The 23,503-nt window shown below is 69.9% G+C and carries 23 protein-coding genes and 1 riboswitch; of the genes, 2 read left to right on the top strand and 21 right to left on the bottom strand.

The features are described from left to right. Nucleotides 1–15 precede the first annotated feature (15 nt). Genes K338_RS23250 through K338_RS25685 form a run of 4 tightly spaced genes read right to left on the bottom strand, consistent with a single transcriptional unit; the run spans nucleotide 16 to nucleotide 4,209 of the window. Nucleotides 16–849, bottom strand: coding sequence for an ECF transporter S component (locus K338_RS23250; protein ID WP_022919106.1), 834 nt, complete (start codon nucleotides 847–849; stop codon nucleotides 16–18). Then, entirely contained in the window at nucleotides 846–2,402 is a 1,557-nt protein-coding gene (locus K338_RS0115640; protein ID WP_022919105.1) for an ABC transporter ATP-binding protein, read from the bottom strand. The genes K338_RS23250 and K338_RS0115640 overlap by 4 nt, the downstream gene beginning before the upstream one ends. After that, nucleotides 2,399–3,484, bottom strand: coding sequence for a CbiQ family ECF transporter T component (locus K338_RS23245; protein ID WP_022919104.1), 1,086 nt, complete (start codon nucleotides 3,482–3,484; stop codon nucleotides 2,399–2,401). Before K338_RS23245 ends, K338_RS0115640 begins: the two co-directional genes overlap by 4 nt. Then, nucleotides 3,481–4,209 (bottom strand): hypothetical protein, encoded by a 729-nt coding sequence (locus K338_RS25685; protein WP_022919103.1) that lies wholly within the window; start codon nucleotides 4,207–4,209, stop codon nucleotides 3,481–3,483. The genes K338_RS23245 and K338_RS25685 overlap by 4 nt, the downstream gene beginning before the upstream one ends. 79 nt (nucleotides 4,210–4,288) lie before the next feature. Next, nucleotides 4,289–4,402, bottom strand: a riboswitch (cobalamin riboswitch). Nucleotides 4,403–4,487: 85 nt separating this feature from the next. Here K338_RS25685 and K338_RS0115625 point away from each other — a divergent pair. Continuing rightward, the gene (locus K338_RS0115625) at nucleotides 4,488–5,036 is read left to right on the top strand and encodes a cob(I)yrinic acid a,c-diamide adenosyltransferase (RefSeq protein ID WP_022919102.1); all 549 of its coding nucleotides are present in this window, start codon (nucleotides 4,488–4,490) and stop codon (nucleotides 5,034–5,036) included. On the opposite strand, the gene K338_RS0115620 is transcribed toward K338_RS0115625, so the two are convergent. The 17 genes from K338_RS0115620 to K338_RS0115545 form a co-directional block, all read right to left on the bottom strand. Then, a complete protein-coding gene (locus K338_RS0115620) occupies nucleotides 5,033–5,875 on the bottom strand; it encodes an ABC transporter permease (RefSeq protein WP_022919101.1) in 843 nt (280 codons plus the stop codon). The two genes, K338_RS0115625 and K338_RS0115620, sit on opposite strands and share 4 nt — an antisense overlap. Beyond that, nucleotides 5,865–6,809: an ABC transporter ATP-binding protein gene (locus K338_RS0115615; RefSeq protein ID WP_084481350.1), complete on the bottom strand. Its 945-nt coding sequence runs from the start codon at nucleotides 6,807–6,809 to the stop codon at nucleotides 5,865–5,867. The genes K338_RS0115620 and K338_RS0115615 overlap by 11 nt, the downstream gene beginning before the upstream one ends. A 5-nt stretch (nucleotides 6,810–6,814) precedes the next feature. Beyond that, on the bottom strand, nucleotides 6,815–7,861 hold the full coding sequence (locus K338_RS0115610) for a LolA family protein (protein WP_022919099.1): 1,047 nt from the start codon (nucleotides 7,859–7,861) through the stop codon (nucleotides 6,815–6,817). Between the two features lie 119 nt (nucleotides 7,862–7,980). After that, nucleotides 7,981–8,358: a RidA family protein gene (locus tag K338_RS0115605; RefSeq protein WP_022919098.1), complete on the bottom strand. Its 378-nt coding sequence runs from the start codon at nucleotides 8,356–8,358 to the stop codon at nucleotides 7,981–7,983. A 12-nt stretch (nucleotides 8,359–8,370) separates the two neighbouring features. Further along, nucleotides 8,371–9,477 carry an alanine racemase gene (locus tag K338_RS0115600; RefSeq protein WP_169579574.1) on the bottom strand — a complete coding sequence of 369 codons (1,107 nt, stop codon included), beginning with the start codon at nucleotides 9,475–9,477 and terminating at the stop codon, nucleotides 8,371–8,373. Between the two features lie 32 nt (nucleotides 9,478–9,509). Continuing rightward, on the bottom strand, nucleotides 9,510–10,361 hold the full coding sequence (locus K338_RS0115595) for a PIG-L deacetylase family protein (protein ID WP_022919096.1): 852 nt from the start codon (nucleotides 10,359–10,361) through the stop codon (nucleotides 9,510–9,512). Between the two features lie 31 nt (nucleotides 10,362–10,392). After that, nucleotides 10,393–12,057: a dipeptide ABC transporter ATP-binding protein gene (locus K338_RS23235; protein ID WP_022919095.1), complete on the bottom strand. Its 1,665-nt coding sequence runs from the start codon at nucleotides 12,055–12,057 to the stop codon at nucleotides 10,393–10,395. Nucleotide 12,058: 1 nt separating this feature from the next. Next, complete coding sequence (gene opp4C, locus K338_RS0115585; protein WP_022919094.1) at nucleotides 12,059–12,964, bottom strand: oligopeptide ABC transporter permease; 906 nt, start codon at nucleotides 12,962–12,964, stop codon at nucleotides 12,059–12,061. Then, nucleotides 12,961–13,920 (bottom strand): ABC transporter permease, encoded by a 960-nt coding sequence (locus K338_RS0115580; protein ID WP_022919093.1) that lies wholly within the window; start codon nucleotides 13,918–13,920, stop codon nucleotides 12,961–12,963. Before K338_RS0115580 ends, opp4C begins: the two co-directional genes overlap by 4 nt. 4 nt (nucleotides 13,921–13,924) lie before the next feature. Beyond that, nucleotides 13,925–15,526, bottom strand: a complete 1,602-nt coding sequence (locus K338_RS0115575) for an ABC transporter substrate-binding protein (protein WP_022919092.1) — start codon at nucleotides 15,524–15,526, stop codon at nucleotides 13,925–13,927. A gap of 70 nt (nucleotides 15,527–15,596) precedes the next feature. Continuing rightward, nucleotides 15,597–16,442, bottom strand: a complete 846-nt coding sequence (locus tag K338_RS0115570) for a fumarylacetoacetate hydrolase family protein (RefSeq protein WP_022919091.1) — start codon at nucleotides 16,440–16,442, stop codon at nucleotides 15,597–15,599. A 13-nt stretch (nucleotides 16,443–16,455) separates the two neighbouring features. Next, a complete protein-coding gene (locus K338_RS23230; RefSeq protein ID WP_022919090.1) occupies nucleotides 16,456–16,965 on the bottom strand; it encodes a Gfo/Idh/MocA family oxidoreductase in 510 nt (169 codons plus the stop codon). Further along, entirely contained in the window at nucleotides 16,962–17,978 is a 1,017-nt protein-coding gene (locus K338_RS0115565; RefSeq protein ID WP_022919089.1) for a Gfo/Idh/MocA family protein, read from the bottom strand. The genes K338_RS23230 and K338_RS0115565 overlap by 4 nt, the downstream gene beginning before the upstream one ends. Next, nucleotides 17,975–19,534 (bottom strand): N-acyl-D-amino-acid deacylase family protein, encoded by a 1,560-nt coding sequence (locus K338_RS0115560; protein ID WP_022919088.1) that lies wholly within the window; start codon nucleotides 19,532–19,534, stop codon nucleotides 17,975–17,977. Before K338_RS0115560 ends, K338_RS0115565 begins: the two co-directional genes overlap by 4 nt. A gap of 1 nt (nucleotide 19,535) precedes the next feature. Next, on the bottom strand, nucleotides 19,536–20,861 hold the full coding sequence (locus K338_RS23225; protein WP_022919087.1) for an aspartate aminotransferase family protein: 1,326 nt from the start codon (nucleotides 20,859–20,861) through the stop codon (nucleotides 19,536–19,538). Beyond that, entirely contained in the window at nucleotides 20,858–21,739 is an 882-nt protein-coding gene (locus tag K338_RS23220; RefSeq protein WP_022919086.1) for an amidohydrolase family protein, read from the bottom strand. The genes K338_RS23225 and K338_RS23220 overlap by 4 nt, the downstream gene beginning before the upstream one ends. Beyond that, on the bottom strand, nucleotides 21,736–22,542 hold the full coding sequence (locus K338_RS0115545; RefSeq protein ID WP_022919085.1) for an IclR family transcriptional regulator: 807 nt from the start codon (nucleotides 22,540–22,542) through the stop codon (nucleotides 21,736–21,738). The genes K338_RS23220 and K338_RS0115545 overlap by 4 nt, the downstream gene beginning before the upstream one ends. A 274-nt stretch (nucleotides 22,543–22,816) precedes the next feature. Between K338_RS0115545 and K338_RS23215 the strand changes: the two genes are divergently transcribed. After that, the coding region (locus K338_RS23215; RefSeq protein WP_157612529.1) for a LamG-like jellyroll fold domain-containing protein at nucleotides 22,817–23,503 on the top strand (687 nt) is incomplete at its 3' end.

Below are 23,503 nucleotides of genomic sequence, written 5' to 3'. Positions count from 1 at the left end.
GAGGCAGCTCGTCCCTCACTGCTCGATGAACACCGCACGCCGTGCGGCGCGGCGTAGCGTCACAAGCACCGCGTGCCCGAACAGCCCGATCCCGACCACGGTGGTCAGCGCGCGCAGCAGGTCCCAGGGCAGGGAGGTGACGACCGAGTACGCCAGGAACCGGCCCAAGTTCTCCACGACCGGCGCCCCGGCGACGAACGAGATCGCAGTGCCCGTCCCGGCCAGGAACGGCCAGAAGGACAGGTTCATCACCACCCCAAACAGCACCGATGCGATCGCACCGTAGGCGGCGAGCAGCACCAGCTCGGCCACCCCATGCAGCCGCCGGGCGCCGATCCGTTCCGGCAGCAGCCCGGCTCCGAGGCCGACCCAGCCGGCGGCGAGCATCTGGTACGGCAGCCACGGCCCCACCCCGCCGGTGAGCAGTGCAGAGGCGACCATCGTGGTCACCCCGAGCAGGAACCCGAACCCGGCACCGAACACCCGACCACCGAGCACCAGCAGCACGAACACCGTCTCCACTCCCCCGGTGCCCGACCCGATCGGACGCACCAGCGCACCCACCGCCGACAGGAGCCCGAGCATCGCCACCGCCCGCACGTCCAACCCGCCGTCGGAGACCGCCACCAGGGTGACCACCAACGCCGCCGCCAGCACCACACCCAGCACCAGCGGCGCCGTCGTGGCGGACGCCAGCACCGAACCCGGCGCGATCAGCAGCGGCCACCCGAAGGCGAGCAACCCCACCAGGGAGACCGCGCCGAGGACGAGCCCGAGCCGTAGCCCGACCGGCACCGCCCGACCCGCCCGCCACGGTGAGGTGGCAGACCAGCCCTGCTCCGCCGTCATCGGCCCGCCAGCGCCGCGGCGACCTCGGCGACGGAGAGCAACGGCACCGGGGCGAGCACCCGGGCCACCTGGGGAGCGGTCAGCGCGGAGTCGGTGAGCACGGTGCGCGCGGGTCCGTCGGTGACCACCTGCCCGTCGGCGAGCTGCACGATCCGGCCAGCCACCTGGGCGAGGAACTCCACATCGTGGCTGGCCACCACGACCGCATGCCCCGCATCTCGCAACCCGATCAGCACCTCCGCAAGCCGTGCCTTGGCGCCGTAGTCCAGCCCGCGGGTGGGCTCATCCAGCAGCAGCACCGTGGCTCCCGGCGCCAGCTGGACCGCCAACGCCAGGGCGAGCCGCTGCCCCTCGGAGAGGTCCCGCGGGTTCACCTCTCCCGGCACGCCGGGGGCGAGCTCGTCCAGCAACGTGCGGGTGGCACCGCTCTCGCCAGGCGGGTCGGCGGCGGCGCACTCGGCGACCACGGTGAGCCGGAACAGCAGGTCTTCCGGAGACTGCGGCACCAGTGCCACCCGCCCGCCGGCCCGCACCCTCCCGGCGGTGGGGGGCAGCGCCCCGGCGAGCGCCCAGAGCAGGGAGGACTTGCCGGCGCCGTTGCGGCCGGTCAGCGCGAGGATCTGCCCGGCGGGCACGCTCAGGTCCACGTCCCGCACGGCCACCACCGACCCGTAGGTCACCCGGAGCCGGTCGGCGCGGAGCAGCTCCTCACCCGGTGCGGGGGTCCGGGGGACGACGGCGGAGCCCAGGCGGGTGCGCAGGTCACCGGCCGCTCGGCGTGCGTCCCGTACAGTCAGCGGGAGCGGCTCCCAGCCGGCGAGCCGGCCGAGCCGGGTCACCGGGGGCGCCACTGCGGCGCGGGCGAGCACCTCGGCCGGGGCACCCACCGCCGCCGTGGCGCCGTCCGGCGTCGGGGTGAGGGAGATGACCCGGTCGGCGAAGCCCACCACCCGTTCCAGCCGGTGCTCGGCGAGCACCACCGTCACCCCGGCGTCGTGCACCAACCGGGCCAGGGCGGCGAGCACGTCCTCGGCGGCAGCCGGGTCGAGGGCGGAGGTCGGTTCGTCCAGCACCAGCACCCGGGGCTGGGCGGTGAGCACCGCGCCGATCGCCACCCGTTGCGCCTGCCCGCCGGACAGGGTGGCCAGCGGCCGGCGGCGCAGCTCGGCCAGGTCGAGCAGGTCGAGCACGTCCTCCAGGCGGCGGCGCATCAGTGGCTCCGGCACGCCGAGCTGTTCCATGGTGAAGGCCAGCTCGTCCTCGACCACGTCGGTGGTGAACGTGGCCGCCGGGTCCTGGCCCACCACCCCGACCAGGTCGGCCAGGTCACGCGGTCGGTGCTGGCGGGTGTCCCGGCCATCGATACGGACGCGGCCGGCCACCCGCCCACCGGTCAGGTGCGGCACCCGGGCACTGATCGCGCCGAGCAGGGTGGACTTGCCGGACCCGGTGGGGCCGATCACCAGGCACAGCTCGCCCTCGTCGATGGTCGCGCTGAGGCGGTCCAGCACCGGCGCGTCGTAGCCGACGGAGAGGTTCTCGATCTCGATCATCGGCCCTCCCGGTCCGGCAGGAAAGCCGGCACCGCCGCAGCAGCGAGGATCCCCAGGGCGAGCAGGGGCAGACCGGGCCAGCCGGTGGACAGCCGCCACGGCCCCAGCCCGGCCGGGTCAAGGATGACGCCGACCCAGGCAGTGGCGGCGGCCAGTACCCCGCACGTGGTGATCACCGTCTCCGGCCAGCCCCACGGCTCGGCCCGGTACCGGGTGCGGCGCACCGACCGGCTGGCCAGCACCGACGCGCCGACGGCGAGCAGCACGCCCCCGGCCAGCAGCACCGCCGACAGCGTGGTGGCACCGGTGGCGGCGAGCAGCCCGTACCCGCCGGCGGCAGCGGCGAGCAGGGCGATGACCAGCGCGGCACCGACCAGGCGGCTGCCGCCGCGCTGCGCGCGGGCGTAGCCGCGGGAGTCCATCGAGGCGGCCAGGTCGAGCGCCTGGTCCAGCGCGCCGGCGAGCACCGGGATCAGCGTGGCGGCCAGGCCGCGCAGCCCGCGGGCCGGTTGCCCGCGGAGCCGCTGAGCCCGCCGCACCCGGCGCGCGGCAGTGAGCAGCTGCGGTGCGGCGGACACGGCGATCACCGCGGCGCTGCCCAGATGGTGCAGGGAGGCGGGCAGGCTGCGCAGCGCCCGGCGCGGGCTGGCCACGGCGTTGACCGCACCGACGGTCACGATCAGCACGGCGAGCGCGAGCCCGGCGACCGCTGCCTGCACCAGTCCGGCCACGTGCACCTCCCCCAGCAGGGACACGTTGCTGAACCACGCGGGCAGCTCGATCGTCGGCAGGGTGACCAGCACCGGGCTGGAGTCCGGCAGCCCGAGCAGCAGGTAGAACCCGGTCCGCACCAGCACCACGACCGCGCCGAGCAGCAGACCGGCTTCCAGGGCTCGGTGCCATGGACCGGCCGGACGGCGGGCCAGGGCGACCAGCACCACCGCGAGCAGGAGCAGCACGAGCACCACGGGGTTGCCTACCCGGGAGGCGGCTACCGCGCAGCCGGCGGCCCACGCCCACCAGGCGAGCGGGTGCCCGGTGCTGCGCAGGCTGTCGTTGTGCTCGGCGGCCAGCGTGGTCACTTCTCGGAGCTGTCCTCGCTGTGTGCGGAGGCCCTGCGGCGGCGCACCACGAGCACGATGCCGGCGACGAGCACCACGGCCACCACACCGGCGGCGATGTACCCGGAGGGGTCGGCATCGTCGTCTTCTTCCGGAACGGCGGTCGACGTCTTGTCGGCGCCATCGTCGCCGGAGCCGGAGTCGTTCTCCCCGGCGTCGTCGGCGCTGCCCTCAGCGGCGTCGGCCGCAGCGGCTGCCGCCTCGGCGGGCTCCACCTGCGGTCCGGCGGAGCCGTCGAAGTAGCGCCAGCCCTCCACGTCGCCGGGGGCGGGTTCGGCGTCGTCGGCACCGACCTGGTAGCTGGTCCAGGCATCGTCCTCGGCGAACCAGTAGGACCAGTAGGAGCCGTCGAACTCCTCCGGGCACGGGTCGGGTTGACCATCGATGGTGCAGATCATGCCGGGCTGGGAGTCCTCCGGGGCGAAGCCGGCGGACTCGAGCGCCTCTCGGCCGCTGGCTGGGTCACCTTCGGCGCAGCCGACCTCGATGTCGCCGCCGAGGTCGGTGAAGTCGACCACCACGGTGACCCCGTCGGTATCGGTGCACCCGGTGCCGGAGACGACCTGCGCCTGGGCGGGTGAGGCGCCCAGGGCGAGTACCGCCGTCGTGAGCGGGAGGAGTGCCGCCGCGGCGAGCAACCGGGCGGACCTGGCCGGGCCGGCCAGCAGGGTGGGTGAGGGACGCATCGCTACCTTCCAGTGCTGGTCGCGACGGGTCCGCCCACGCCCCACGCGTGGGACTCGGAGCCCGCAGTCCGCGACGGGTCGAGAGTTGCCGGCCTGGGCAGGTGCTCCGGCTCGCCGGCGTACCGGCTCACGGTTGCGGGACAGCGCCGGAGTTGCACCGGCTTCCCCTGGCGCCACGGCCTGTGCAGTTGTGTCCTTCAGTGTCCCACCTCCGGCACGTGCGCGGCCACGGTCCTGGAGCCTGGTCAGCCCGCCAACCGCTGCGCCATGCTGGGGGCATGCGCATCTACACGGGTACCGGGGACGACGGCAGCACCGGCCGGTGGCTGGGCGGCCGAGTGGCGAAGACGGACGCGGTGGTCGTCGCCTGCGGGGACGTGGACGAGCTGGTGGCCCTGCTGGGCGTAGCGCGCGCGGGCTGCGAGGACACTGGGCTTGCGCAGGTGCTGCTGCGGCTGCAGCGGGAGCTGTTCGTGCTCGGTGCGGACCTGTCCGTCAACCCGAGGCATCGGGACCGGCTGGAGCCAGGCCGGTCGCTGGTCACCGCCGAGGATGTGGCCGGTCTGGAGCAGCTGATCGACGACTGCGTGGCCGCCCACCCGCTGCGGCCGGTGTTCATCGTGCCCGGTGCCACCCTGCTCAGTGCGTACCTGGACCATGCCCGCACGGTCGCCCGCCGGGCGGAGCGGGCCACGTTGGCCGCGCGGGATGCCGGTGCCCAGGTGAGCGACGCCGTCGCCCGCTACCTGAACCGCCTCTCCGACCTGCTGTTCGTGCTCGCCCGGCAGGCGGCCGGGGATGCCGAGGAGCCCGCCAGCCACGACTAGGACAGTACGTCCTTGGTGGTGAAGCGGCCGTAGGCCAGCGCCCCGAAGAAGGCGAGGTAGCCGGCCTGCAGCACCAAGTTGTCGGTCAGGCCGGAGAAGCTGATCGGCTCGCGGAGCAGGTCCATCATGCCGAGCCAGTGGTGGGTGAACAGCCACGGGTGCAGCCAGGCGAGCTGATCCAGCTGGCCCAGGACCTGCGCCACCACGGCGAGCACCGCCGTGGCAGCCATCGCACCGACGCCCACCGTGGTCAACGTGGAGGCGAACAGGCCGATCGCGCTCAGCCCGAGCATGGAGATCGCCACGTGCAGGGCGACCAGCGCCGACCGGGCCAGCGCCCCACCGGGTCCGATCACGTCCCCGGAGAGCAAGGTGGCTTCCCCCACCCCGAACAGGGCCGAACCGATCGCCCAGCCGACGAGCAGCACCACCGCCGGAGCGAGCACGGCGAACACTGCGGCACCGGCATACTTCACCACCAGCAGCCGCAGCCGCCCGGCCGGGGCGACCAGCAGGTAGCGCAGCGTACCCAGTCCGGCCTCGCCGGCGATCGCATCCCCGGAGACCACCGAGATCGTCAGCGGCAGGAACAGCGGCGTGGTCACCACCAGGGCGGTCACCGAGACGAACATACCGTTCTGGGTGACCTTGTCCAGCAGCGGCGGACCCTCACCAGGGCCCGGTGGGGAGGCGGAGAAGAACACCACCAGGGCGAGCAGCACCGGGATCGCGGCCAGCGCACCGAACATCGCCCAGGTGCGGCCGCGACGCAGCAGCACCCGCAGCTCGGAGGCGAGGAGCGCGATGGTGGTGCCGCCCGCCGCGCGATCACCGGGCAACGTCGAACCCCTCCCCGGTCAGTGCCACGAACAGCTCCTCCATGCTCGGCCGGCGCACCTCGAAGCCGCGCACCCCCACCCCGGCGGCTACCAGCTCGGCGACCAGGTACTCCGGAGCCGGGGCGTCCTCGGGCAGCGTGGCGGTCAGGTCGGTGCTGCCGTCGGCGGCCTGCTGCCGCCCGGTGACGACCAGCCCGAACCGGACCAGCTCCGCGGCGGCGGCCTCTGGGTCTGGGGTGCGCAGCAGCACCTGGGCGGTGCCCGCCGCCCGCAGCTCGGCCAGTGTGCCCTGAGCCTTCAGCCGGCCCTGGTGCATCACGGCTGCATGGGTGCTCACCTGCTCGACCTCAGCGAGGAGGTGAGAGGAGACGAGAACTGTGGTTCCGCCGTCGGCCAACGACCGGATCAGGGACCGCACCTCCCGGGTGCCCTGCGGGTCCAGGCCGTTCGTGGGCTCGTCCAGCACGAGCAGCTCGCGCGGGAGCAGCAGCGCGTTCGCCAGCCCGAGGCGCTGCTTCATGCCCAGGGAGTAGGCGCGCACCTTCTTGCCGGCGGCCTTGGTCAGCCCGACCCGCTCCAGTGCCTCGGCGACCCGGTGGGAGCGGGTGCGGGCTCGCCCGCGCGGGTCCGCCGCGTCCAGCCGGGCGAGGTTGTCCGCACCGGTCAGGAACGGGTAGAACGCCGGCCCCTCGATCAGCGCCCCGACCTGCGGCAGCGCGGCGCCGAGCCCGCCGGGCACCTCGTGGTCGAGCACCCGGGCGGTGCCGCCGGTGGCGGCGGCTAGGCCCAGCAGCATCCGGATCGTGGTGGTCTTGCCCGAGCCGTTCGGGCCGAGGAGGGCGAACACGCTGCCGCGCGGTGCCGCCAGGTCCAGAGAGTCGACGGCGAGCTGGTGGCCGAAGCGTTTGGTCAGGCCCCTGGTCTCGACCGCCAGGTCGGTCACCTCACCGCCTGCAGCGCCTCGACGGGGACGGCGCCGAGGCGCACCTGGCCGTCGTCGGTGATGAGCAGGCTGAGCAGGTTCGTGCTGACCGCGTGCCCGCCGTCCACAGCGGTGGTCAGCTGGGCGAGCACCGGTTGGCTGCTCAGGTCGAGGGTGCCGGCGGGGGCGAGGAGGACACTGTCCCAACCGGTACCGACGTGCTCGACCGGGCTCTGCTCCCCCGGTGCGATCCCCTGGCCGTCGTGCTGACCGGGCGTGACCTCCTCCACTGTGGTGCCGCTCGGCGGGGTGAAGTCGAACAGGCCCGCATCGGGGGCGGTGAGGTCGAGGCTGGTGTAGCCCACCTGGAGGGCCGGGTCGCTCTGGCCGCGGGCGGTGATGGTCACCTGCAGCGGCAGGCCGGTCTCACCGTCGACGGCGATGCTCACCTGGCCCACGAGCGTGTCGGTGGAGCGGGGCGTGAGCACCAGGTCGTAGGCGGTGCGCCCGGCCACCTGGACGTTCTCCCCGATGGTCAGTGCGGTGCTGGGGTCGGCGGCCTCGATGACGTGCTGTGCCAGCTGCTCCGGGGTGAGGGTCGGGGTCTGCTGGGTGTGCTCGGCGTCCTCGGCGTTCTCGGGGGCGGTAAGGTGGGTAGCGGTGTCGTCGCCGGAGTCGTAGAACCAGGCCTGGTCACCGTCGACGATCACGTCCCGCTCACCGAAGGTGTCGAAGACCTGCACCCGGGCCTGGTCCTGCTCGCCGACGAACACCCGGCCGGTGTGGTCGCTGTCGATCAGGTCGAGCGCGGTGAGCACACCTGTGGTGGCGTCGTCGGTGCCGGGCAGGTCGCCGGGCAGGCTGGGCAGCCCGAGGTCGGAGGTCTGGGTGAACTCACCGGACAGCGGCTGGTGGTCGTGGGAGGCGAGCAGGGTGAGCACCTGCTCGGGGGTGCGGTCGGGCAGCTCGTCGGCGCCTGCACTGCTGCCGGCAAGAGTCACGGAGGCAGCCACCACCACGGGGACGGCGGCTGCCGGTAGCCAACGGGTCCAGGTGCGGGTCATCTCAGCTCTCCTCGCGTGCGCGGGGGTGGTGCGCGTCTGCTTCGACGGTACGCCGCGGATCGGTGAAGTGCCAGGGGTGCTCGCCGCACTGCGCCCCTGTGCCGTTCACGCCATCTGCCTCACTCGTCCGCCGGAAGGGCGACGATCGCATCGACCTCGACGAGGAAGCCGTTCAGGTCGGCCTGGATCGACGTGCGCGCCGGGTAGGGCGTGCTCAGGAGCTCCTTCGAGACCTCGTTGAACTCGGCCCAGTCGGCGAGGTCGTTGAGGTAGACCCCGATGCGGACCGCGTTGTCCATCGACGTGCCCGCCGCCACCGCGACGGCCTCGAGGTTCGCGAACGTCTGCCGGACCTGGTCGGCGAACGTCTCACCGACCAGGGTGCCCTCGGGGGTGAACGGCCCTTGGCCTGCGATGAACAGGAAACCGCCGCTGACGATTCCGGAGGAGTAGGTGCCGGCCGGCTCCGGGGCCGAGGGTGTGGAGATCTGCTGCACTGTCGTTCCTTTCTAGTGGCGGCCCAGAACGGACCAGATGTCGACGACGACGCCGTCCTCGACGGCGAAGACGTGCGAATGCATGTTGGTCAGCCCACAGGCGTGGTTGGGGCGGATCCGGATCAGGTCACCGACCTGCAGAGCCGACGAGCCGCGGAGGACGCCGTGCTCTTCATACCCGCTCGCCAGCACGCCCCCGCTGCCGGAGACCACAGTGCCGATCCGGCCATCACCGTGCAGGGACCCGTCCGAGCTCATCGCCTTGATCCCGGCGTCGACCAGCACCGGATCACCGCGCTGGGTGCTGATCACGCGGCTGAGTACGCTCATCGCGGCATCGCTCGGGTCGATCGTGCCGATCGCGACCTGGTTCTCGTCGCCGTAGACGTAGGTTCCCGGCCGAGCCTCGGTGACCCCCGGGACCCGAGGGGCCGAACGGGCGCCGGCGGTCGAGCCGACCGAGACGCTCGGGACCTGGTGCCCGTCCGCCCGCAGCGCCTCGGCCACCTGCACGAGCAGCTGACCCGCTGCCGTCCCGACCTCGGTGCGCCGCTCGGGGTCAGCGCCTACCCCCTGGACCTGGCCCTCGTGGGTGAAGACGCCCTCCAGCACGAGCCCGGGCAGGTGCGCGAGGCCTCGTGCGACGCCTCGCGCGTCATCAGGGTCGACCCCTGTGCGCCCCAGCCCGGAGTCGACCTCGAGACGGACCTCGATCTCGACCTCCTCGGCGTCGGCGGCCTCGGCAAGCGGTTCGGCCGATGCGAGCGAGTCGACTCCGACGATCACGCGTGCGCGCCGCGCAGCGCGCAGGGCTGTCTCGATCCGGTGGGAGCCCACCGGCGGATACGCCCAGAAGATTTCCGTGAACCCGGCCGCGGAGAGCGCATCGACCTCGGCAGCCGTCGCTGCGGACAGCCCGGTGGCGCCCGCCTCGAGCTGCCGACGAGCGACCTCAGCGCACTTGCTCGTCTTCCAGTGCGGGCGCAGGGCGACACCGAAACCGCGGGCAGCCTCTGCCATCTGCGTGATGTTGCGATGCAACGTCGGGAGGTCGATCAGCACCGCGGGAGTGGGGAGCTCCTCGATCGAGCGGCCGATGAGGGCGGGCAGGTTGGTCACAGTCACAGGGTCTCCAAGTCTGGTGGGCGGATTCATCCCTGGGTGAGCGGGAACTCGCGTCGCACGTCGAACTGGGAGTACGACACGTGGCGGGTGAGCGGGTCGGCCGCCTCCGCATACTCCGTCAACGGCAGCAGCGCCCTCGTCTCGCTGCGGAACCGGACATAGGGTTCGGCGAGTGCTACACCCGCAGAACGTCCGAACTCGCCGTTGCTCGCTTCGATGAGCTTGCGGGCGAACGGGCCGTCGTAGCCCTGGCTGGTGAAGCAGTCCATCGCCGCCACCTTCCGACCGACGACCGAGGTGATGTCGATGAGGAGGTCGTTGCGGACGCCGTAGGTGGACAGTGCGTCACTGGCGAGCACCGGAAGGCCACCGAGGAACACCTGCTTGATGTTGACCTCCTCCTTGCCGTCCAGGTTCTTCAGGAACGAGGCCGCCCTGTCCATGGCGGCGATCAGCACCATCGTCGCGATGGTGTGGGTGGAGTTTGTCACGGCGGGGTTCTGCGGGTAGTCGGCGATGACGACGTCGGGCCGGTGTTCGGCGATCAGCTCGGCGACCTGGTCCACCAGGTCTTCCTGGACGGTGCTCATCAGGTCGTCGTGGTCGAGGAACTCGATGGTGCCGATGCCGATGATGTCGGCCGCGCGGCGCAGCTCACCCTTCTTGTTCTCGATGATCTCCGCCCGGCCGGCAGCGGTGAGCCTGGGGTCGGCGTTCTCCTTGCGCGCCTCCTCGGCATACACATTCGGGTGGATGCGACCGCCGTGGGTGAGGATCACCGCGACGATCTCGTCACCGGCGTCGGCGTGCAACGCCAACGTGCCGCCGCAGTTGGTGATCGTGTCGGCGGGGTGGGCGTAGACGGTCATGATGCGCATGGATGTTCTCCTGTGTCGGACTGGGACTGCACTAGACGTTGGTGATCCGTGTGACATGGCGAGCCCGCTGACGGGCGGGGTCGGGGAACGGGGCAGCGTCGACGAGCCGGCGTGCGTACTCGGTCTGCGGGTCGTTGAGCACCGACCGCGCATTGCCTTCCTCGACGATCTGTCCCTGCTGCAGGACGACGACGTTCTCCGACAGCAGCTCGACGACTGCGAGGTCGTGGCTGATGAACAGGCACGAGAACCCGAGACGCTGCTGCAGATCTTGGAACACCTCGAGCACGGCGGCCTGGACCGAGACATCGAGCGCCGAGGTCGGCTCGTCGGCGATGAGCAGCTCGGGATCCAGAGCCAGGGCGCGTGCGATGCCGACGCGCTGCCGCTGTCCTCCGGAGAGCTCGTGCGGGAATCGCGTCGTCCATGCGGCCGGCAGCTGCACCTGCTCGAGCAGCTCGACCACCCGTGCGTGACGAGCGGTACGAGACATCGTGCGGCGGTGCGCCACGAGCGGTTCGGCGATGCACTCGCCGATCGTCATCCGCGGATTCAGCGATGATGCCGGATCCTGGAAGACCATGCCGAACCTCTCGCGCGCCGCACGCGCCTGCCCACCCCGCAGCGCCTTCAGCTCGACGTCCCCGACCCGGATGCTCCCGGCCGTGATCGGAGCCAGCCCCACGATCGCCTTGCCGATCGTGGACTTGCCAGATCCGGACTCGCCGACCAGGCCGAGCACCTGGCCTGCAGGTACCGAGAAGCTGACGCCGTCGACGGCACGCACGCCCTGCCTGCGCCACGAACGGTGGTACTCCACCACGAGGTCGCTCACCTGAAGGGCAGCAGGTTCTGCTTCCTCTACCCGACCGCGCTCCGGCGTCGCGTCCGACGGCTGGGGTACGGCGTCGAGCAGCTTGCGTGTGTAGGGATGCTCAGGAGAGGAGAACAGCGCGTGTGCCTCGGCCATCTCCACCACCTTCCCCTCCTTCATCACCACGATGCGATCGGCCATGTCGGCGATCACGCCCATGTCGTGCGTGATCAGCATGATCGCGAGGCTTCGTCGATCGCGGAGCTCGCGGAGGACGGCGAGGATCTCCGCCTGGATCGTGACGTCGAGCGCCGTGGTCGGCTCGTCGGCGATGATGAGGTCCGGATCGTTGATGAGTGCCATCGCGATCACCGCTCGCTGGCGCATCCCGCCGGACCACTGGTGCGGGTACTGCTTGGACCGGTCCGCCGCATCGGGCACGCCGACCAGCTCCAGGGTCTCGACCATCTTCTCGCGAGCCTTCGCGCGGGGGACCCGCGGATGGTGGATCCGATACGCCTCCTCGATCTGCGCGCCGATGGAGATCACCGGGTCGAGGGTCGTCATGTGGTCCTGGAAGACCATCGCGATGCGGCGCCCTCGGATCCTGCGCATCCGGCCCGAGCTGAGGGTGGCGAGGTCGACGCCCTCGAACTCGATGCGCCCGCCGACGATGCGGGCGCCCGCGGGCAGGATCCGCAGCACGCTGAGCGCAGTCATGCTCTTGCCCGATCCGGACTCCCCGACGATGCCGACGATCTCGCCGGGCCGAACCTCGAACGCCACGTCCTCGAGGATGCGCACCTTGCCCTGGGGGGTGGAGATGTCGAGCGTGAGGTCATGCACGGCCAGCGGCGGCGTCGGTGCTGTCTGCTTCGTCATGTCAGTTGTTCTTCCGGGGGTCGATGGCGTCACGGACACCGTCTCCGACCGCCATCGCCGACAGGACAGTGACGGCGATCATGAGACCGGCGGGCACCCACAGCCATGGCATGGACGAGAGGACGGTGAGGGACTGTGCCTCGTTGAGCATGTTTCCCCAGCTGGACTCCGGCGGCTGGACACCGGCACCGAGGAACGACAGCGATGACTCCAGCAGGACCGCCTCGGCCACGAGGAGGGTCGCCGAGACCACGATCGGAGGCAGCACGCCCGGCACGAGGTGCCGGAAGATGATGAATCCTGTCCGGGAGCCGAGGGCGCGGGCGGCCTGGACGAACTCCTCCTCGCGCAGGCTCAGGACCACGCCCCGGGCGATACGCGCCGGCGTCGGCCACGCGAGACCCGCGATGACCACGACGAGCATCGGCACGCTCGGGCCTATCACGCCGGCCAGAACGATGATCACCAGGACCGCCGGCACCGAGAGCATGATGTCGATGATGCGGCTGATGATCCCGTCCACGATTCCGCCGAACCACCCCGCCACGACACCGGCCAGCGTGCCGATCGCCACGGCCATCAGGGCGGCCAGGAACCCCACCATGAGCGAGATCTGTCCGCCTGCGAGCAGACGGCTGAAAACGTCGCGGCCGGTGGAGTCGGTGCCGAGCAGATGGTCGGCGGACGGAGGCTGACGGACGTTCCCGAGGTCGATGGCGTTCGGCGGGTAGGGGCTGATCACCGGCGCGAGCACACTGGCAAGCACCGTGATCAGCAGAGCGAGCACGCCGATCACCGCGACCGGATTCTTCAGGAACCGGCGCCACGCGAGCTTGTCCGGCGACGACTCCTGCGAGGTCGGTGCCACGTCGACGGTCGACGCGGGAGAGTGACCGTGGTCTGTCATCGTGCAGTCCTCACCCTCGGGTCGATGATCGTGTAGGACAGGTCAGCGATCAGGTTGCAGATCAGCACGAGCACGGCGATGTAGAGCCCGAAACCGATCAGGACCGGGTAGTCGCGGTTCCCGAGAGCGTCGATCGCGAGCTGACCCATACCGGGCCAGGAGAAGATCTGTTCCAGCACGACCGCGCCGGAGAGCGCGATCGGGATCGTCATCGCCAGCACCGTGATCAGTGACATGAGGCTGTTCCGCAACGCATGCCGCAACGCCCTCGTCCGCGTTCCACCCTTGGCGATGATCGTGCGGACATAGTCCTTCTCGAGCTCCTCGAGCACGCCGCTGCGGACATAGCGGATGAAGTTTGCCGCATTGGCCAGGGCGAGCAGACCGACCGGCATGATCATGTGCAGCAACAGGTCACCGAGATCGTCCCGACCCGTGCTGTGCATCCCCGAGGAGGGGAGCACCTGCAGCTTCACCGCGAACGTGTAGATGGCGAGCATGCCGAGGAAGAAGCTCGGAACGGCGATGGCCAGCACACTCACGGAGCTGATCGTGTAGTCGGCGATGGTGTTCCGTCGCACGGCCGCGATCACCCCTGCCGGTACGGCGATGACCAGCCCGATGAAGAGTGCGCTGCCCATCAGCAGCGCCGTCGGACCCAGCCGGCCGGCGAGCAGCTCGCCGACCGGCCGGCCCGTGGTGTAGGAGAAGCCGAGATCTCCGGTCATCAGCCCGCCGAGCCACCGCCAGAACTGCACCACGATCGGCTGGTCGAGACCGAACCGCTCGCGGACCGATGCGATGTAGGCGTCTCGTGGGGCGCCCGCCAGCTCGGGCGGCACCATCATGTCGATGGGGTCGCCGGGGGCCAGCCGGACCAGGGTGAACAGTCCGATGGCGATCAGCAGGAAGACGGCCACGCTGGAGAGGAGGCGTGGGAGGAGAGATCTCAGCATGCAATCAGTCCGTGACGGTCCAGTCGGCAGCGTTCCAGAACCCGTTGGCGAAGTCACCGTGCGGCTCGAAGCCCTCGATGCGGTCGCTCGTGGCCCAGAGCGTGTCCGGGACATAGAGCCACAGGTACGGCACCAGCTGGTTGTCCAGCCGAGCGGCATCCTGATAGATCTGTGCGCGCTCGTCCTCGTCGGCCGTCACGGCTCCCTCGTCCAGCAGCTGGTCGAGATCCTCGTTGCAGAACAGGGACGTGTTCCCGCCGGCCGGGAAGACGCTGTCACAGAGGAGAGCGTTGGCCGAGACCGTCGGATCCGGAGTGTAGTTTCCACCACCCGAGATCATCAGGTCGTACTCCGCGTTCTCGATCATGCCCAGCTGGTTCGCGCTCTCGATCTGGTCGGCGACGGCGTTGATGCCGATCGCCTTCAAGTTCTCGAGCACGATCTGCACGGCCGCGTCCCGGTCGGCGGTACCTGGGATCCAGCTCACCCGGAGCTCCTCGGAGAAGTCATAACCGGCTTCCTCGAGAAGGGCCTGCGCCTCGTCGGGGTTGTACTCGTAGGGCTCAAGGTCGTCGGGGAGTGCCCAGGGGGTCATGATCGTGCTGTTGATGACCTCACCGTGGCCGCCGAGGATCCCATCGATGATGCCCTGGCGATCGATCGCCTGGAGGAATCCCTGCCGGATCCGCTCGTCCTCGAACTTCGTGAAGTTCACGAGCAGCCTCAGGAACCCTGGCGACGGTGCCGAGCTGACATTGACCCCGTCGAGTCCCTCGACCGTCTCCAGATCCTGCGGGGAGATCTGCACGACGTCGATCTCTCCGGTGGCGAGCTGGGCGGTAGCGACGTCGCTGGTGACCATCTGCAGGTAGAGCGTGTCGATACCCACCTCGGACCAGTAGTTCGGGTTGGCCTCGAGCACGATGTTCTCGTCGACGTTGAACTCCTCCATGACGTACGGCCCGGAGCTCACCGTGGGACGCTCGAAGAACTCGTCCTGCATGACCTCGCCGGGATCGACGTCTCCGAGGATGTGCTCGGGGAGGATCCCGTAGCCGCTGCCGAACAGCGCGAGGAAGCCGGGGGTCGGATCCGTCAGCGTGATCGTCACGGTCTGGTCGTCCTCGGCCACAAGACCTTCGAGCGTGTCGGCTGCGCCGTCCTGGACGTCCTGGAATCCCACGACGCCGGCGAACGGCGCGGCATTGGGGCTGGCGACCTCGGGGTTGGCGAACAGGTTGTAGGTGAACACGACGTCCTCTGCCGTGATCGGCTCGCCATCACTCCACTCGAGCCCGTCCCGGAGGTGGAAGGTGTAGGTCGTGGCGTCCTCTGACATGTCCCACGACTCCGCCAGCCGCGGCACCGGCTCGAAGTCCGGGCCCACGTTGAACAAGCCGTTGTACACCAACGACATCGTGAGCTGTTCGGCGCCCTGTCCGGGCGCCAGTGGATTGAACTGGACCGGGGCCTGGTACAGGTACAGGTTGGCCGAGCTAGGGCCGTCGGCTGCTCCTTCACCGCCGGGGCTGCCGCCGGTGCAGCCCGCCAGGAGGGCGGTGGTGGCGCCGAGCGCTACTGCGGCTGCGGCGATACGGGATCTCATGATGACTCCTTCGTGATCAGGGGGGGACCGGGATGATGGGTGTGAACAGGTACCGCGATTCCGGGCGGCGCTAGCTCGCCACGACGGGGGTGGTCAGGGGCCCGAGGCCCTCGACCTCGGCGACCATGCGGTCGCCGGGCTTGAGGAAGACGCCGGTGGTGGCACCGACGCCGGACGGTGTGCCGGTGAGGATCACGTCACCCGGATTGAGGGTCATCAGCCGTGAGCTGAACGACACGAGCTCGGCGACGGTGTGGACCATGTCCGTGGAGCTACCCCGTTGCATGATCTGACCGTTGAGCTCGAGGGTGAGCTCGAGGTTCTGCGGATCGGGCACCTCATCGGTGGTGACGAGGTAGGGGCCCATCGGCGCTGAGCCGTCGAGCCACTTCCCCTCGAGCCAGTCGAAGAACCCGGTCCATGCCTCGCCGTCACGCGGGACGTCCAGGTCGAGGCTGCGCGCGGAGATGTCGTTGCTCGTGGTGTAGCCGAACACATGGTCCAGAGCCTGCGCCACGGGCACGCTGCTGGCGCGGCGGCCGACCACTGCGGCGATCTCGACCTCCCAGTCCAGCTGGCTCGTGATCGGGTTGAGCACCACGGGTGCATCCGGGCCGGTGATCGCGGTGTCGGGCTTCAGGAACAGGCGCGGCGTCGCCGTCTTCTGGTCGCGGGCCTCGCTGCCGCTCTCCTTGACGTGCTCCTGGTAGTTCGCGGCGACGGCGATCACCTTGCCCGGTGTGAGCAGCGGAGCGAGGATGCGCACGCCCTGCACCGGGCGACGCTCCCTCACCCCGGTCCCAAACTCACCTCGGACCACTGCGGCCAGGTCCCCGTCGCCGGTCACGACGATCTCGTCACCGTCGAGATACCCGTGCCGGACGGTGCCGCCCTCATCGAATGTCAGCCACTTCATGTTCTGTCCTCCGTCACCAGGTAGTCGATTTCGCTCGGCCGGATCGCGCTGACTCGGCAATCGCAGACAGCGTGTCGGCGGCGTCGGCCGCCGGGATCTGCGTGCCAGGCGGCCCGAAACGCACCTGTCTCGCGCCGGCCGCCGTGCGCACGTCCAGCAGCGGGCGCAGCAGGTCCACCAGCACCGAACCATGGGTGCCCACGAGCCGGATCGTTGCTCGGAGGTACTCCCGGGGTTCCCCCGCGACGAGCGACAGGTGTGCGCTCACTGCGATCCCGTGGCTGGCCCGCCCGAGGAACGTCGTGGCGCCATCCGCCGTCGCATGAGCCTGGAGCTCGACCGATACCGGACCGGTCGCGCTGCGGATGAGCTCGATCGCCTCAGGGCCGAGCTCGCGCAGCGCGTCCCCCTCGCCGACCGCGACGAGGTCCAGAGCCACCGCACGCAGAAGTCCGATCTCTGCGCCACGGACCGCGGCGAGCGCGCGGGTGAAACCAGGCTGGGTAGTCAGTGGGACGGTCATGCCGGTGCTCCGATCTCGATCGTGCGGCCCGCGCGGAGCGACTCCTCCGACGCAACGGCGATGTCGACGGCGTGGATCGCTGCTGACAGCGGCGGGACGACGTCGGCCTCACGGCGCGCCGCGGCGACGAAAGCCTCGAGCTCGCGGACGAAGGTTCGGTCGGCGGAACCGGTCACGCTCCACGCCGTCAGACCTGCGTCGGTCCAGGCGAGAACGCCCTCGGCATCCCATGTGCGTGCTGCGATGCCGTCGGTACCCACGACGGTGAGCTCGAGGTAACCGGTGCTGCGGGGCCGCTCGCCGCGACTGATCTCGCAGACCGCCGACCCGCCGCTCGCGAAGCCGAGCTCCATGACCAGGTAGTCGTGGATCTCCAGGGCTTCGCTGGTGGCGTGCTGTCCGACGGAGAAGACGCTCGTCGCAGGCTCTCCCATCCACCAGCTCGCGAGGTCGACGAGGTGGACACCGTTGTGCAGCGAGTGGCCGCCGGACAGCTCGGGGTTCAGCATCCATGCCTGCCAGCCAGGCCAGATCCATCCGCCGTTCATCACGATGCGGACGAACCGCGGCGTGCCGATGTCCCCAGCGTCGATGAGCTCGCGGATCGCCAGGCTCTGGTCGCTGAAGCGGTGGCTGTGGCCTACCGCGAGGGCAAGATCGCGGGCAGTCGCCTCGGCGGCGACGGTGCGTGCCCCGTCGGAGGTCAGCGCCAGTGGCTTCTCCATCAGCAGGTGCTTACCGGCCCTGAGCACCTGGACACCGAGCTGCTCGTGCGTCATGTTCGGCGTGCAGACGATCACGGCCTCGACCTCGTCGTCGGCGAGGAGCTCCTCGAGCGAGCCATACCCGGTGCATCGCTGCAGGTGCGCCACCTCGGTAGCACGGGCGGCGTCCACATCGCACACTGCGACGAGCTGTGCGCTCGTCATGGCGCGCAAGGCAGCCATGTGGGACAGCGCGATGCCGCCGACTCCCACGATTCCGACGCCGAGGGGCGATTCGTGTTCGGTCACTGCTGACCCTTCCTGATGAGCTTTCCTGGCCGGGCTCCGGTGTGGTGCCCGGATCCGATGACGGCCGAGCCGTTGACGTAGACGTGCTCGAGCCCGACGGAGGGTTGCGCCGGCTGCTCGAACGTCGCGGCGGAGTCGAACGTCAGGTCGTCGAGGACGACCAGGTCGGCACGGTGCCCGCGGGTGATACCGCCGGCGATTCCGGCCCGGGCGGCCGGTGCGGTGGACAGACGCCGGACGGTTTCGCCGATCGGCGTACCGTGCTGGCGCAGCCGCCGGTAACCGGCGGAGAACGCGCCCCAGGAGCGGGGGTGGGCGGCGGAGCTGTGATGCGTTCGGTTCAGCGCTGTGCCGTCGGAGGCGACGCTGACCCAGGGGGTGGCGAGCGCCAGGTCGACGTCGCTCCACAGCCCGCTCTCCACGGCGACATCCACCAAGGCCTGGTTCGCCACCAGCAGGTCGACGAGCAGGCGCCAGGGGTCGCCCTGGAGCTCGGTGAGGTCCTTCCCGACCACGTCGGGGGTGCTCGCCGCCTTCATCACGATGATCTGACCGGGCTGGTAGCCGGCGGTCTCGAGGTGGTCGGCGATCGCCGCTGGGGCCCTCCGGCAGGCCTCGACCACGGCGTCTGGCCCCGCGGCGCGCAGGTCCGATGGCAGCAGCTGGATGAGCGTGGTGTGCCCGTGCACGTACGGGTAGGCGTCCGCAGCGATGTCCCTCGATTCCCTCAGCTGCTCGACATGGGCAAGCACCTCGGTGAAGCCGTCTTCTCCGCCTACACCGCGCAGGTGGGAGATCTGCAGCCGCGGCCCGTCACCGCTCACGACATCAGCCAGCTCGTCGACCGAGCGCCGCAGCGCGCTCGTGCGATAGTCGCGCAGATGGGCCGACAGGACGCCGTCATGAGCGGCCACCGTGCGTGCGAGAGAAGCGAGCTCTTCCTCCCGGGCCGATTCGCCTGGCGCATACATGAGGCCGACGCTGGCACCTACGACTCCGGCGGAGAATGCCTCCTCCAGCTCGTGCTCGAGCGCCGCCAGCTGACCGTCGTCGAGTGCCACCGTGCTGGTGCTGCCCACGGCGAACCGTGCCGAGCCGTGCCCGACCTGAGCGGCAACATTGGTGGCCGTGGGGCAGTCGTCGAGCGCCTGCAGCCAGCCGGCGACATCGGTCCAGGTCCACTCCACCTCAGGTGCGACGTCGATGGTGCTGATGATCCGTGCCAGGCCGGCGACGTCGGCATTGCCCGGGGCCGGCGTCATACCGCAGTTGCCGACCACTTCCGTGGTGATGCCCTGGGTGATCCTGCTCTCGTTGTCCGGATAGGCGAGCAGGCTGAGGTCGGAGTGGCAGTGCAGGTCCACGAAGCCTGGGGCGACGACCCGGCCGGCGCAGTCGACGATCTCCGCGTCGTACCCAGCGACGGGTCGTTCGCTCGCCGGGACGACGGCGGCGATCCGGTCCTCAGCGATCAGGACATCGCCGCGGAAGGGCTCGCCGCCGGACCCGTCGGCGACGAGGCCGCCGCGCAGCACTGTCTGGGAGATCGAGGACATGTCAGGTGCCGACCTGAGCCGTCTCGAAGAACCCTTCGCGCGCCATCGCGCCCAGGACCTCTTCCGCCTGGGTGAGCGTGGTGTCGATGTGCTCCTCGGTGTGCGCGAGCGAGATGTGGTTCCGCTTCAGTGCCATCGGGTACATGAACGAGCCCTTGTCGATCATCCGACGGTGGAAGGTGGCGTAGGCGTTGTCGTTGTTACGCAGCAGGTCCCGATAGCCGCGTACCTCCCCGTCGAGGAAGTACGGGATGAACACCGAACCGAGGCCGGTGATGCGTGCGGCGATGCCGTGGTCATCGGCGATCGTCTGAAGGCCGGTGCGCATACGGTCGCCCAGGCGATAGACGTGGCCGTAGAAGTCGACGTCAGGGTCCTTCAGCACGTTGATCGTGGCGATGGCGGCGGCCATCGAGGAGGCGTTGCCGTTGAAGGTGCCGGCCAGCATCACGGTGCCACCGCTGGGGGTGAAGTTGGTCATCACCTCGGTGCTGCCGGCCAGGCCCGAGACCGGGAAGCCGTTGCCCATCGCCTTGCCGAACGTGGTCAGATCCGGTGTGACCCCGCACAGCTCCTGGTAGCCGCCCAGGGCGTGGCGGAAGCCGGTGATCACCTCGTCGAAGATGAGGACGGTGCCGTGCTTGCGGGTGAGCTCACGCAGGCCCTCGAGGAAGGACTGCTCCGGAAGCAGCGCGCCGACGTTGTGCGGCACGGGCTCGAGGATCACGGCCGCGATCTGCTCGGGATGCAGGGCGAACAGCTCCTCGACCGAGGCGAGGTCGTTGAACTCGGCGATGAGGGTGTGGTCCACAGCGTCGTCGAGGATGCCGGACGAGTTCGGGTCGCGCTTCCACGCACGGTCGGGCGTCGAGATCACGTTGCGGGCGAGCCCGTCGTAGGAACCGTGGAAGCAGCCCTGGAACTTCAGGATGTAGGGGCGCCCGGTCGTGCCGCGAGCAAGGCGGACCGCCTGGAACGTCGCTTCCGAGCCGCTCATCGTGGAGATGACCATCTCGGCGCTCGGGATGGCATCCACGATCAGCTGTGCCGCCTCCACCTCGAGCTCGGTCGTGCCCACACCCAGCAGGTCGATGTCGGCGATGGCGCGCGTGACCGCGTCGTTGACGCGCTCATCGCAGTGCCCGAGAAGGATCGCGCCGAATGCGGCGTGGTAGTCGGTGTAGCTGCCGCCGTCCAGGTCGGTGATCGTCGCACCGCGCGCAGACTTCCACGCCCAGGGGGCGCCGATGTTTCGCGTGGCGGAGTTCACTCCGCCCGGGATGATGCGCTCTGCCTCCTTGGCGAGGCGGCGGGAGACGGATGTCACGTGGTGCTCCTTGGTTTCGATGAGTGCGTGTCGACCGGGTGGGAGAGCTCGAGCATCGTCAGTGCATCGCAGTGGATGATCTGATCGATCGTGTCCTCGGCCACGTACGGCAGGTTCCCGGCGCGGAACTCGCCGATCGAGCGGAGGTTCGCGATGGCCTGCGCGGGGGTCCACAGGGGGTAGTCGGACCCGAAGACGAGCTTGTCGACCGTGCGCCACTCCTGGGCTCCGACGAGCGCGAAGAACGCGTCCATCGGACGCGACGGGACACCGGAGACATCGGCGAACACCCGCCGGTTCTTGCGGAGGACGACATTCGTGTCGCGTTGCCAGGGGTGTCCCATGTGCGCCATCACCTGCGTCAGGTCCGGATGGCGGCGAGCGACCTCGTCGATCACCATCGGCTGGCTCACCGCGAGGCGTCCGACCGGGCTGGGCGTGGCGCCCATGTGCCAGAGGGCGACCATGCCGTTCGACGTCAGCTTCGTGTAGAACTCGTCGAACTCCGGAGCGAGAGGATCGAAGAGGGCGAGCACCGGATAGAGCTTCACGCCTTGAAAACCGAGCTCGATCGCTTCGTCGAGCTGGTCGCGCCAGTCGGCCTCGAGCGGATCGATCGAGCAGAACGGGATAGCGGGTGTCCTCATCTGCGCGACGAAGTCGGCGACGAATGCGTTCGGTGTGCGCACGCCGGCCTGCGCTGCCGCCAGGCCGAACACGATCGCGACGTCGACGTCTGCTTCCTGCATCACCTGGTCGTACGACTCCGGGGTGACGACCGGGTACGGCTCGCCACCGTAGGCGTCCTGCCAGTGGTCTTCGTGCTCGCGGCCCCAGTGCTCCGGCTGGTGGCAGTGGCTGTGGACGTCGACGATCATCCGAGCACCATCCGGGTGCGCAGCGGGGCGAGCGCAGTCTCGAACCCCGGCAGAGCGACCAGCTCGGCGGCGGCCGCTCTCAGGACGGGCAGCAGAGCCTCCTGGGCGGGTGCCTCAAGCTCAGCACTCGGAGCGGAGACCGACAGCGCGAGCGTAGGAGCGTGGTCGGTGGGCAGCAGCACAGCCATGCAGGTGACGCCTCGGTTCCGCTCCTGGTCGTCGATGCTGTAGCCGACCGTGCGAATCCGTGCGAGCTCGGCGACGAGCCCGGCTCGGGTCGTGATGGTGCGGGGCGTCCAGCTCGGGTAGGGCTCCGCCTCCGGCAGGTGCGCGTCGATCGCGTCCTCCGCAAGCTCGGACATGAGCAGCTTGCCCAGACCGGTGCAGTAGGCGAAGTCGAGCGTGCCGCCCGTCGCGAACCGTAGGGCGCGCTGCGGCTCGGCCACGTGCAGGTGGAGGACTGAGGGACCTTCGAGCACGCCGAGGTTGGCTGTGAATCCGACCTCGTCAGCGAGCCTGCTGAGCACGGGCGCGGTGATCTCGGCCATGCTCGGGGGGCGATACCCCTCAGCGATCTCGTGGATGGCGTGCCCGATCGAGTACGCAGGGTGCTCACCGAACTTGCGCACGAACCCTTCATCCTCCATCACGTGCAGGAGGCGGACCACAGTCGACTTGGGGAGGTCGAGCTGCGAGGCGATCGCAGCCAGCGTCAGCGGCGTGTCCGCCTTGCCCAGGAGGCGCAGGATCGCCAGAGCCCGGTTCAGACCCTGCGAGTGGTACGACGTGGCACGCTGTTCCATGTCCGGCAACGTAACAGAGGATCGGCAACATGGAAAGGCGTTCCATGTCTCCATTTGGTCACGCCCCCGCAGGCATGCTGCCGGGCCACAGGCCGGGAATGGCCTGATCGACCGAGAATGTAACGATCCGGTAACACGATCTGGAACTCTCGACATGGAACGGCGGTTCATGTTGATAGTGGCGGCGACACCGTACGCGAAGGAGCCGAACGTGATGCCCCACTCTCTGGTCCGGACCAGACCGTCCGCCCGCCGACGCGCGGGTGTTGCTGCTGTGACCGCTGGTGTGGTGGCGTTGGCGTTGGCGGTGGTGCCGGGTCAGGTCGCTGTTGCGGCTCCGGCTGATGGCACAGTGCGTACCTTCGACGAGGAGGCGCTCGGTGAGCCGCCGGCTGAGTGCGAGACCGTCGGTGATGTCAGCATCGCCGAGGCCGGTTTCGGTGGGGCAGCCGAGACGAACCGGGCGATGCGGCTGGTCGATCAGGACAGCTCCGTCTACACCCGGGCCTGGTGCCACTACCCGCAGACGCAGGAGCGCTCGGTCTCCTACCGGTTCTCACCCGCGCAGTTCGACGCCGGTCCGTACGTGGCGATCCAGGGCGCTGAGGGCACCAGCGCGAACGGGGTGTGGCGCTTCACGTTCAACCCCGATGGGGACGACATCCGGATCGCGGCCTACGACGGTTCCAGCTTTGCCGATGTCGCCACAGTTGTCGATGGCGCTGCGCTGAACGAGTGGGTCGATGTCACGATCAATGCCACCCTCGACCGCGCTGAGCTCATCGTCAACGGCGTGCGGTTCGAGACCGACCGCCGCAACGACGCCTCACCCACCATGGGTGACATCTACTTCGGGTCGGCCGGGTTCAGCCCCGTCGGTGTCGACTACTACATCGACGACCTCGCCGTAGCCGGCGAGCTGCCCGAGGACGCCTTCACCGGCCTCGACATCGACCCCCTC

It is taken from the genome of Ruania albidiflava DSM 18029, assembly GCF_000421225.1.
Classification (GTDB): Bacteria; Actinomycetota; Actinomycetes; order Actinomycetales; family Beutenbergiaceae; genus Ruania; species Ruania albidiflava.
The sequence above is the reverse complement of the archived record's forward strand: the minus strand, read 5'-3'. Positions and strand labels throughout refer to the sequence as shown.